This window comes from Salmonella sp. SAL04213 (assembly GCF_046550535.1).
Taxonomy (GTDB): Bacteria; Pseudomonadota; Gammaproteobacteria; order Enterobacterales; family Enterobacteriaceae; genus Salmonella; species Salmonella enterica.
The window spans coordinates 118,443-129,463 of sequence record NZ_JBGDXS010000004.1 but is presented as its reverse complement, the minus strand read 5'-3'; the positions used below and the strand labels follow the sequence as shown (position 1 = coordinate 129,463).

12 protein-coding genes are annotated in these 11,021 nt (G+C 54.4%); 9 read left to right on the top strand and 3 right to left on the bottom strand.

Annotation, left to right across the window (positions count from 1 at the left end):
• The 8 genes from livF (at position 1) to ugpQ (ending at position 6,650) form a co-directional block, all read left to right on the top strand.
• A complete protein-coding gene (livF, locus tag ACLJPQ_RS12435) occupies positions 1 to 714 on the top strand; it encodes a high-affinity branched-chain amino acid ABC transporter ATP-binding protein LivF (RefSeq protein ID WP_000416114.1) in 714 nt (237 codons plus the stop codon).
• 131 nt (positions 715 to 845) lie between these two features.
• Complete coding sequence (locus tag ACLJPQ_RS12430) at positions 846 to 1,067, top strand: type II toxin-antitoxin system Phd/YefM family antitoxin (protein ID WP_001520924.1); 222 nt, start codon at positions 846 to 848, stop codon at positions 1,065 to 1,067.
• A complete protein-coding gene (locus ACLJPQ_RS12425) occupies positions 1,064 to 1,432 on the top strand; it encodes a type II toxin-antitoxin system death-on-curing family toxin (protein WP_000174964.1) in 369 nt (122 codons plus the stop codon). Before ACLJPQ_RS12430 ends, ACLJPQ_RS12425 begins: the two co-directional genes overlap by 4 nt.
• A gap of 258 nt (positions 1,433 to 1,690) precedes the next feature.
• A complete protein-coding gene (gene ugpB / locus ACLJPQ_RS12420) occupies positions 1,691 to 3,007 on the top strand; it encodes a sn-glycerol-3-phosphate ABC transporter substrate-binding protein UgpB (protein ID WP_000624747.1) in 1,317 nt (438 codons plus the stop codon).
• Positions 3,008 to 3,111: 104 nt separating this feature from the next.
• Positions 3,112 to 3,999 (top strand): sn-glycerol-3-phosphate ABC transporter permease UgpA, encoded by an 888-nt coding sequence (gene ugpA, locus ACLJPQ_RS12415; protein ID WP_000094074.1) that lies wholly within the window; start codon positions 3,112 to 3,114, stop codon positions 3,997 to 3,999.
• Positions 3,996 to 4,841 carry a sn-glycerol-3-phosphate ABC transporter permease UgpE gene (gene ugpE, locus ACLJPQ_RS12410; protein ID WP_000572196.1) on the top strand — a complete coding sequence of 282 codons (846 nt, stop codon included), beginning with the start codon at positions 3,996 to 3,998 and terminating at the stop codon, positions 4,839 to 4,841. Before ugpA ends, ugpE begins: the two co-directional genes overlap by 4 nt.
• Position 4,842: 1 nt before the next feature.
• Positions 4,843 to 5,913 (top strand): sn-glycerol-3-phosphate import ATP-binding protein UgpC, encoded by a 1,071-nt coding sequence (locus tag ACLJPQ_RS12405; protein ID WP_000907842.1) that lies wholly within the window; start codon positions 4,843 to 4,845, stop codon positions 5,911 to 5,913.
• Positions 5,910 to 6,650, top strand: coding sequence for a glycerophosphodiester phosphodiesterase (gene ugpQ / locus ACLJPQ_RS12400; protein ID WP_000073554.1), 741 nt, complete (start codon positions 5,910 to 5,912; stop codon positions 6,648 to 6,650). Before ACLJPQ_RS12405 ends, ugpQ begins: the two co-directional genes overlap by 4 nt.
• A gap of 12 nt (positions 6,651 to 6,662) precedes the next feature.
• Here the strand turns inward: ugpQ and ACLJPQ_RS12395 are convergent, their stop codons facing one another.
• Positions 6,663 to 7,079: a DUF2756 family protein gene (locus ACLJPQ_RS12395; protein WP_000826041.1), complete on the bottom strand. Its 417-nt coding sequence runs from the start codon at positions 7,077 to 7,079 to the stop codon at positions 6,663 to 6,665.
• 125 nt (positions 7,080 to 7,204) lie between these two features.
• Between ACLJPQ_RS12395 and ggt the strand changes: the two genes are divergently transcribed.
• Positions 7,205 to 8,947, top strand: coding sequence for a gamma-glutamyltransferase (gene ggt / locus ACLJPQ_RS12390; RefSeq protein WP_000805100.1), 1,743 nt, complete (start codon positions 7,205 to 7,207; stop codon positions 8,945 to 8,947).
• A gap of 44 nt (positions 8,948 to 8,991) precedes the next feature.
• Here the strand turns inward: ggt and ACLJPQ_RS12385 are convergent, their stop codons facing one another.
• Positions 8,992 to 10,026 carry a phosphotriesterase gene (locus ACLJPQ_RS12385; RefSeq protein WP_000675710.1) on the bottom strand — a complete coding sequence of 345 codons (1,035 nt, stop codon included), beginning with the start codon at positions 10,024 to 10,026 and terminating at the stop codon, positions 8,992 to 8,994.
• On the bottom strand, positions 10,023 to 10,994 hold the full coding sequence (locus ACLJPQ_RS12380; protein ID WP_080185092.1) for a DMT family transporter: 972 nt from the start codon (positions 10,992 to 10,994) through the stop codon (positions 10,023 to 10,025). The genes ACLJPQ_RS12385 and ACLJPQ_RS12380 overlap by 4 nt, the downstream gene beginning before the upstream one ends.
• Positions 10,995 to 11,021: the final 27 nt, after the last annotated feature.

The window sequence follows — 11,021 nt, the reverse complement described above, 5'->3', positions numbered from 1 at the left end:
ATGGAAAAAACGATGTTAACGTTTGAAAAAGTCAGCGCCCACTACGGCAAGATTCAGGCGCTGCACGACGTCAGTCTGCACATCAACCAGGGGGAAATCGTTACCCTGATTGGCGCTAACGGCGCGGGGAAAACGACGCTGCTTGGCACCTTGTGCGGCGATCCGCGCGCCTCCAGCGGACGGGTGGTGTTTGACGGTAAAGACATCACCGACTGGCAGACGGCGAAAATCATGCGTGAAGCGGTGGCGATAGTGCCGGAAGGGCGGCGCGTCTTCTCGCGGATGACGGTGGAAGAGAATCTGGCGATGGGCGGTTTTTTTGCCGAGCGCGATCGGTTTCAGGAGCGTATCAAATGGGTGTACGAGCTGTTTCCGCGCCTGCATGAACGCCGTATCCAGCGAGCGGGCACCATGTCCGGCGGCGAACAGCAGATGCTGGCGATTGGCCGCGCGCTGATGAGCCAGCCGAGGCTATTGCTGCTGGATGAACCGTCGCTGGGGCTGGCGCCGATCATCATCCAGCAGATCTTCGACACCATTGAGCAGTTGCGCGAGCAGGGTATGACCATCTTCCTTGTCGAGCAGAACGCCAACCAGGCGCTGAAGCTCGCCGACCGCGGTTATGTGCTGGAAAACGGCCACGTGGTGCTATCCGATACCGGTGATGCGCTGCTGGCGAACGAAGCGGTGCGCAGCGCCTATCTGGGCGGTTAGACTGTGCCAGGGGGGAAGCGCGTGCGCCGCCCCCGGTAACGGCAAGCGGTAAAATTTTTCAAAAGAGCCTGATGGCTCTTTTTTTGTACATGTTTGTTGTACAATAAACATGTACAACTGGGGAGGTGTTTATGCGTACGGTTAACTATAGCGAAGCGCGGCAAAATCTGGCCGAAGTCCTGGAAAGTGCGGTGACGGGGGGCCCTGTCACCATCACGCGTCGTGGGCATAAGTCCGCAGTGATCATCAGCGCCGAGGAGTTTGAGCGTTATCAGACGGCGCGAATGGATGATGAGTTTGCTGCCATTATGGCGGTTCATGGCAATGAGCTCAGGGAGCTGGCGGATAAATGACCCTACAACTTATCTCAGCGGAAGAGATAATTCAGTTTCACGACAGGCTTCTCCGCGTTACGCCTGGTGTAACAGGCATGCCTGATCCTGGGCGCGCGGAAGCGCTAATGTACCGGGTACTCAATCAAATCGAATATGAAGGGGTGACCGACGTGTGGCTGCTGGCGGCAATGCATTTGCTCGCTATATCCCGTGGGCATATCTTCAATGATGGTAACAAACGTACCGCCTTATTTATTACGCTGCTGTTTTTAAAGCGTAACGGGATCTCACTCGCTGCGAATCCGGATTTTGTCGATATGACAGTCGATGCGGCGGCAGGGCGGCTTACGCTGGAGCAAATTGTCGTTCGCTTACGCGCCTGAGACGTTAATCCCGGCGACGCTCCGCCTGGTTGAGTTACGGCATGTGCGCCGCCCCCGGGAATAATGTCGTACCTATCCGTGCCGTAGCTCCCACTTTTCTTTTCCGGCGCTTTCACTGCCTTGCCATCTCTCTGTCGCCTTACTATCTTTTTTTTGTAATAAAAAAGTTATTTTTCTGTCATTCGAGCATGTCATGTTACCCCCGCGAACATAAAACGCGTGATATCGCGCATCCCGGCACAAAAAGAGAGATAACCGATGATATCGTTACGACATACAGCTTTAGGACTGGCGCTGAGTCTGGCATTTACGGGTCAGGCGTTGGCCGTCACCACTATTCCATTCTGGCATTCAATGGAAGGGGAGTTAGGCAAAGAAGTTGATTCACTGGCGCAACGTTTCAACCAGGCCAATCCGGATTACAAAATCGTTCCGGTCTATAAGGGGAACTATGAACAGAACCTGAGCGCCGGGATCGCGGCATTCCGTACCGGCAACGCGCCGGCAATATTGCAGGTTTATGAGGTTGGGACAGCGACCATGATGGCCTCGAAAGCCATTAAGCCGGTTTATGAAGTGTTTAAAGACGCCGGTATTAACTTTGACGAGTCCCAGTTTGTACCAACCGTTGCAGGCTACTACACCGATGCTAAAAGCGGGCATCTGCTCTCCCAGCCCTTTAACAGCTCCACGCCGGTACTGTACTACAACAAAGACGCCTTTAAGAAAGCCGGTTTAGATCCGGAACAGCCGCCGAAAACCTGGCAGGAGCTGGCTGACTATACCGCGAAACTGAGAGCGGCAGGCATGAAATGCGGTTACGCCAGCGGCTGGCAAGGCTGGATCCAACTGGAAAACTTCAGCGCCTGGAACGGTCTTCCCTTCGCCAGTAAAAACAATGGCTTTGACGGTACAGATGCGGTGCTGGAGTTTAATAAGCCAGAGCAGGTGAAACATATCGCGCTGCTGGAAGAGATGAATAAAAAAGGCGATTTTAGCTATGTTGGGCGTAAGGACGAGTCTACCGAGAAGTTTTATAACGGTGACTGCGCGATGACAACCGCGTCCTCCGGCTCGCTCGCCAATATCCGCCAGTATGCCAAATTTAACTATGGCGTGGGTATGATGCCGTACGACGCTGATATCAAGGGCGCGCCGCAAAACGCCATTATCGGCGGAGCCAGCCTATGGGTTATGCAGGGTAAAGATAAAGAAACCTATACCGGCGTCGCCAAATTCCTCGACTTCCTGGCAAAACCGGAAAACGCTGCTGAATGGCATCAAAAAACCGGCTACCTGCCGATTACCACCGCCGCCTACGAGCTGACCCGCGAGCAGGGTTATTACGATAAAAACCCCGGTGCGGATATCGCCACTCGCCAGATGTTGAATAAGCCGCCGTTACCCTTCACCAAAGGCTTGCGTCTGGGCAATATGCCGCAGATTCGTACCATCGTGGACGAAGAGCTGGAAAGCGTCTGGACCGGGAAGAAAACCCCACAACAGGCGTTGGATACCGCAGTGGATCGCGGGAATCAGTTGCTGCGTCGTTTTGAGAAAGCGAGCAAATCTTAAGTGTATAAGTGCCTGGTGGCGCTGCGCTTATCAGGCCTACAGCGTTTGTAGGCCGGATAAGGTGCTTGCACCGCCATCCGGCACCTTCCAGGAAAAGAACCTTCATGTCATCATTCCGTCCGGTGTTCCGCTCGCGCTGGCTGCCGTATTTACTGGTTGCCCCGCAGTTGGTTATCACCGTTATTTTCTTTATCTGGCCTGCGGGCGAAGCGCTGTGGTATTCGCTGCAAAGCGTCGATCCGTTTGGTTTTTCCAGCCAATTTGTCGGGCTGGAGAATTTCGTCGCGCTTTTTCACGACAGCTATTATCTCGACGCCTTCTGGACGACGATTAAATTCAGCGCGCTGGTCACGTTTAGCGGCCTGCTGGTCTCGCTGTTTTTCGCCGCCCTGGTGGATTACGTGGTGCGCGGCAGCCGTTTTTATCAGACGCTGATGCTGCTGCCTTATGCCGTCGCGCCCGCCGTCGCCGCCGTATTGTGGATTTTCCTGTTTAACCCGGGGCGGGGATTAATCACCCATTTCCTCGGCGAATTCGGCTATGACTGGAACCACGCGCAAAACAGCGGTCAGGCGATGTTCCTGGTGGTATTTGCGTCAGTCTGGAAGCAGATTAGTTACAACTTTTTATTCTTCTTTGCCGCGCTGCAATCCATTCCCCGCTCGCTGGTGGAAGCGGCGGCCATTGACGGCGCCGGGCCGATTCGTCGTTTCTTCCGGCTTTCTTTGCCGCTTATTGCGCCGGTCAGTTTCTTCCTGCTGGTGGTCAACCTGGTGTACGCCTTTTTCGACACCTTCCCGGTGATCGACGCCGCGACCGCCGGCGGGCCGGTACAAGCCACTACGACGCTGATTTATAAGATTTATCGCGAAGGGTTTACCGGCCTGGATCTCTCGGCGTCCGCCGCGCAGTCGGTAGTGTTGATGTTCCTCGTCATCATTCTGACGGTGGTGCAGTTCCGCTATGTGGAAAGTAAGGTGCGTTACCAATGATAGAGAATCGTCGCGGGCTGACAATATTCAGCCATACCATGCTGATTCTGGGGATCGCGGTCATTTTGTTTCCGCTGTATGTCGCGTTTGTCGCGGCGACGCTGGACGACCGCGCGGTGTTTGAGACGCCGATGACGCTGCTTCCCGGCACGCAGTTACTGGAGAATATCAAAACTATTTGGGTCAACGGCGTCGGTGTTAATAGCGCGCCATTCTGGCTGATGATGCTTAACAGTTTCATTATGGCGTTCAGCATTACGGTAGGCAAAATCACGGTATCTATGCTTTCCGCATTCGCCATCGTCTGGTTTCGTTTTCCCCTGCGTAACCTGTTCTTCTGGATGATTTTTATCACCCTGATGCTGCCGGTTGAAGTGCGTATCTTCCCGACGGTGGAAGTGATCGCCAACCTGAAAATGCTCGACAGCTATGCCGGTCTGACGCTACCGCTGATGGCGTCCGCTACCGCCACTTTCCTGTTTCGTCAGTTCTTCATGACGCTTCCGGATGAACTGGTGGAGGCGGCCCGTATTGACGGCGCGTCGCCGATGCGCTTTTTCCGCGACATCGTGTTGCCGCTGTCAAAAACCAACCTGGCGGCGTTATTCGTCATCACCTTTATCTACGGCTGGAACCAGTATCTGTGGCCGCTGTTGATTATCACCGACGTGAATCTTGGCACTGCCGTAGCGGGTATCAAAGGGATGATCGCTACCGGCGAAGGTACCACGCAATGGAACCAGGTGATGGCGGCAATGTTGCTTACCCTTATCCCTCCGGTCGTTATCGTTTTAGCCATGCAACGGGCGTTTGTGCGTGGTTTAGTGGACAGTGAGAAATAAAATGGCTGGTTTAAAACTACAGGCAGTAACCAAAAGCTGGGACGGCAAAACCCAGGTCATTCAACCGCTGACGCTGGACGTGGCGGATGGCGAATTTATTGTGATGGTCGGGCCGTCCGGCTGCGGCAAATCAACGTTGTTGCGGATGGTGGCCGGTCTGGAACGCGTGACCAGCGGCGATATCTGGATTGATCGCAAACGGGTCACCGAGATGGAGCCCAAAGATCGCGGCATCGCGATGGTATTTCAGAACTATGCTCTCTATCCCCATATGAGCGTAGAGGAGAACATGGCGTGGGGACTAAAAATTCGCGGTATGAGCAAAGCGCATATTGAAGAACGCGTGCGGGAGGCGGCGCGCATTCTGGAGCTGGACGGCCTGCTTAAACGCCGTCCACGCGAGCTTTCCGGCGGTCAACGGCAGCGCGTGGCAATGGGGCGCGCGATCGTCCGCGAGCCAGCAGTCTTTTTATTCGACGAACCGCTCTCTAATCTCGACGCCAAGCTGCGCGTGCAGATGCGTCTGGAGTTACAACATCTGCATCGTCGCCTTCGTACCACCTCGCTCTATGTTACTCACGATCAGGTAGAGGCGATGACGCTGGCCCAGCGGGTGATGGTGATGAATAAAGGTGTCGCAGAACAGATTGGCACGCCGGTAGAGGTATATGAAAAACCGGCCAGTCGCTTCGTGGCGAGCTTTATCGGCAGCCCGGCGATGAACCTGTTGGACGGCGTTATCAGCGCTTCCGGCGACCGTTTCGAATTGCCTGGCGGTCTGGCGTTGCCGATTGGTGCGGGCTATCGGGGTCATGCTGGACGTAAAATGACGCTGGGTATCCGCCCGGAGCATATTGCGTTAAGCTCGCAGGCGGAAGGCGGCGTGCCGTTAACGGTAGACACGCTGGAGATTCTGGGCGCGGATAATCTGGCGCATGGGCGCTGGGGCGATCAGAAACTGGTGGTGCGGTTGGCGCATCAGCAGCGCCCGGCGGCGGGCAGTACGCTATGGCTGCATCTGCCGGAACATCAGCGGCATCTTTTTGATGGCGAAACAGGACAACGTGTATGAGTAACTGGCCTTATCCCCACATTGTCGCCCATCGCGGCGGCGGTAAACTGGCGCCGGAAAACACTCTGGCGGCGATTGACGTGGGCGCGCGATACGGGCACACCATGATTGAGTTTGATGCCAAGCTGTCGAAAGACGGCGAAATTTTCCTGCTGCATGACGATAACCTGGAGCGCACCAGCAACGGTTGGGGCGTGGCGGGCGAGTTGAACTGGCAGGATTTATTGCGTGTGGACGCTGGCGGTTGGTTTAGCGGCGAATTTAAAGGCGAGCCGCTGCCGTTGCTCTCGCAGGTGGCGGAGCGCTGCCGTAAACACGGCATGATGGCGAATATTGAGATCAAACCGACAACGGGGAGCGGAAGGCTAACAGGACGTGTCGTGGCGTCGGCCGCCCGCGAACTGTGGGCCGGGATGACGCCGCCGCTGCTTTCTTCCTTTGAGATAGAGGCGCTGGAAGCGGCTCAGGCGGCAGCACCTGAACTGCCGCGCGGGTTACTGCTGGATAAATGGCGTGAAGACTGGCGTGAACTGACGACCCGTCTGGGCTGTGTTTCCCTCCATCTCAACCATAAATTACTCGATGAGACGCGAGTGCAAGAGATTAAGGCCGCGGGTCTGCGGATTCTGGTGTATACCGTCAATCAGCCCCAGCGGGCGGCAGAGCTGCTGCGCTGGGGCGTGGATTGTATCTGCACCGATCGCATTGATGACATCGGCCCTCACTTTCAGTTTTAAGGGCTGTCAGTTTTAAGGGCTGATGGTTTTCAGCGGGATGTCAGGCTGCGGCGTCCCGCTGTCCTGCTGCAACATTGGCTGGGAATGGTTTAGCATCCGGTCCGGATTTCCGCTGCCGCTGAGCATTCCGCCCTGCGTATTGGGCAGCGTTTGCTGACCGAGCATACCGTTGCCCGGCTGTCCCTGCTGAACCCGCTGCGTATTGGCATTCAACTGCGACTGTAGATTTTGCTGCTGGCTGCGCGCCTGCGTTTGCATCTGTTGTTTCAACATACCCTGCTGCTGAATCTGCTGCGTTTGCATCTGCGTCTGCATACGCTGTTGGCTGGGGATCTGATAACCTGGCTGATTAGGATTATTCATAGTGTTAATTGGCTGGGCCAATACAGCAAAGGGTAACAAAGCCGTAATAAGTAGTAAGCGTTTCATTGTCGTCTCCTCCCGATGAGGCCTCTTTTTAAGTGTACCTCTATTTCGCCATGATGATGATTTTTTAAGCGTTGTGGACCAGGATTAAACGGGACATACACCCATTTATCTGGAGAAAAACAACGATGAAACCAACGTTTATGCGCTGGGTGGCGATCGCCGCTCTGCTGGCCGGGGGGACGTTTAGCGCGGTGGCCAATCCTCCCGTCGCGCCGCCAGTCTCCTATGGTGTTGAAGAAGATGTCTTTCATCCTGTGCGGGCGACGCAAGGGATGGTGGCGTCCGTGGATGCAATGGCGACGCAGGTTGGCGTGGATATCTTAAAGCAGGGCGGTAATGCCGTGGATGCCGCCGTCGCCGTGGGCTATGCGCTGGCTGTCACGCATCCGCAAGCCGGGAATCTGGGCGGCGGAGGATTTATGCTGCTGCGCACTAAAGATGGCGCTACCACGGCGATTGATTTTCGTGAAATGGCGCCTGCTGGCGCGACCCGTGATATGTTCCTCGACGAGCAGGGTAACGCCGATGCGAAAAAGTCGCTGACGTCGCATCTGGCATCCGGTACGCCGGGTACCGTGGCGGGGTTCTCGCTGGCGCTGGAGAAATACGGCACGATGCCGCTGAATAAAGTGGTGCGTCCGGCGATGAAGCTGGCGGAAGAGGGTTTTGTGGTTAACGATGCGCTGGCCGACGACTTAAAAACTTACGGCAGCGAAGTGATCCCTAATCATGAGAACAGCAAAGCCATTTTCTGGAAAGACGGCGAGCCGCTGAAAAAAGGCGATAAGCTGGTCCAGAAGAATCTGGCGAAAAGCCTGGAAATGATTGCCGAAAACGGCCCGGATGCGTTTTATAAAGGGGCGATTGCTGACCAGATTGCCGGAGAAATGCAGAAGAACGGCGGTCTGATGACCAAAGAGGATTTAGCCAGCTATAAAGCCGTTGAGCGTACGCCAATCAGCGGTGACTATCGCGGGTATCAGGTCTTCTCCATGCCGCCGCCGTCCTCGGGCGGTATTCACATCGTACAGATCCTGAATATCCTCGAAAATTTCGACATGAAGAAGTACGGCTTTGGCAGCGCCGATGCCATGCAAATCATGGCGGAAGCGGAAAAATACGCCTACGCTGACCGCTCAGAGTATCTGGGCGATCCGGACTTTGTGAAAGTGCCGTGGCAGGCGCTGACCCACAAAGCCTATGCGAAAACGCTGGCCGATCAAATTGATATCAACAAGGCCAAACCTTCCAGCCAGATAAAACCGGGCAAGCTCGCCCCGTATGAAAGCAACCAGACCACCCACTTCTCGGTGGTGGATAAAGACGGCAATGCTGTGGCGGTGACCTATACCCTGAATACCACCTTCGGCACAGGAATTGTGGCGGGAAATACCGGTATTCTGCTGAATAATCAAATGGATGATTTTTCTGCTAAACCCGGTGTACCTAATGTTTATGGCCTGGTAGGCGGCGATGCTAACGCGGTCGGTCCGAAGAAGCGTCCGCTGTCGTCGATGTCGCCCACTATCGTGGTAAAAGACGGCAAAACCTGGCTGGTGACCGGCAGTCCTGGCGGGAGTCGAATCATCACTACTGTGCTGCAAATGGTAGTGAACAGCATTGATTTTGGCATGAACGTCGCCGAAGCGACCAACGCGCCGCGTTTCCATCATCAATGGTTGCCGGACGAACTGCGGGTAGAAAAGGGCTTCAGCCCCGATACGCTAAAGTTGCTGGAACAGAAAGGGCAGAAAGTCGCGCTGAAAGAAGCGATGGGCAGCACCCAAAGTATTATGGTTGGACCGGATGGCGAACTGTACGGTGCGTCTGACCCGCGTTCGGTGGATGATTTAACGGCGGGATACTGATTTTTAATTCCAGGCCCGGTGTCAGACACCGGGCTATTTGCAGATTATGCCGTGAGTAATCGGGCTGGATTATCAATACAAAGCTTGCGCAGAGTATCGTTGTCTACTCCGCGAGCAGCCAGATAGGCGAGGAAGACATTCGGGACAAACCCCCAGCCATTTCCGCCATTTTTCGCCCACATCTGTTTGAGAAAAACATCATGGCTTAAAACGATTTGGTCGGCGTAACCCAGTGCAATCAGATTCGCTACTGCATCTGCGGTCTCCTGAACGCCCGGCGCGACACCTTCTTTTGGAAAGGTGATGTCCAGACCAATCATGTCAAATTCAAGCCATACGCCACGGTCGAGCATTTTACGTTGATAGACGACATCTTTTCCTGAAGGGTCCGAATGCGCCAGCGAGACTTTTGCCGGAGAGACGTTCATTTCTTCCAGCACGATATCCAGCACCTCATCACCCAGTCGCAGCCACCCTGGCATATGGATATTCATCGCCGTATGGGGGTTGTTACATTGTGCCAGAGACGCTGCCCGCAGGCTGTTACGCTCCGCTTGGGTAAACGCGGGAGATACGCCGATTTCACCGATCATGCCAGCGCGAATATCCGTCTCGCCAATACCCTGATTCAGTTCTTTATCAATGAGTGAGGCTAACAGCTCAACAGGTTTATGGATCCGGGTACTTTCAAATTTCTCCAGATAAGGTCCGGATGACGCAACGATATTCAAACCCGTTTTTAAGGCAACTTCTCGCAGCGCTGAGGCGTCCCGTCCAATGGATTCTGATCCGGTGGCGTCGACAATCGTCCTGCCGCCCAAAGACATAAAGTTATTGATTTCGAAGATAACATCATCAATCTCTTTGCGGTCCATGTTATCGGCGCAGCAGTATGGGTCGTGTTTCAGCCCCCACTGCAGGTCAGCACTGACTTTCTTTCCCACCAGTTGCTGTGAAAAAGCATAATGTGGCTCGTCTACGACCGAAGACAGATCGTTAAACAGATGTTCATGCGGTAGCGTCAGCCCCATATCCGTATGCGCCACCGGGCCTGTTACGGTTTGCAGGAAACCTTTCATTCTGACACCTCCATTCTTTGCGCCATTTTGGATGCTCTGTATTCAGGGATGGTGGTCACAATCGCACCGACTAACGCGAACAGCGTACCGATGATGGTGACCAGGTAGACCGTATTGCCTAATGAAGGGATCAATTCATCAATTAGCACTGAGCCAAGCAGTTGGCCTGCTGTTGACGCTACGCCCAGCATCAATAGCCCTAAGCCTCTCACCAGAATCGCCATTAGCCCGATGGACAGCAGACCCAGCGGACCACCGAGATACATCCACCATGTATCGGGTAACTGGATGGTGACATGGCCTAATGCGATACGTATCGCCAGCGCTGCGCCCAGGACACAAAAGCCGACGATGAAGTTCCATGTAATGGACACCAGCATGGAGCCCGTTGCCTCGGCGACTTTAGCATTCCCCGCAGGCTGCCAGCCAGCGAGTAACCCGGCCAAAAAGGGGAGGATAGCGAGCAGGATAAACGAGGTTGAGTGCCACTGTGGCGACACGACAAAAATGGTGGCGATAACGGCGAACAATGCGCCAGTAATGCGCCATGGCGTAAAATATTTCTTCTCCTCCACACCGACGCCAAAACGGTCGCACAGCAGGCCGGAAAGAAGCAGAGCGGAAATTAATGCCGTTTGAAAGGTGGCAACGCCCAGCGCGCTGGCGGATGCGCCTTCAGAAAATACGACCATCGCCCCGCATAATCCTGCAAACCAATTCCATAGCGGGATTTTTCTCTTTTTAATCAGAGTAGGGATTGAGGCGAATTGCTGGCGTGTTTCTTTGCGCGCAATAATAATAAAAAACATGAAGACCAGACCGCTGGCAAACGAGATTACTGCGCAAGCATTACCGTCTTGTAACCAATGTCCTAACTGCCCATTAACGGCAGACTGCATCGGGGAAAGCATACCGGCTAAGATGGTGGCAAGCATCAGTAAGGGGGTTGAGTACTTATTCTTGTTCATACATCAATCCTTATATTTTATAAAAGG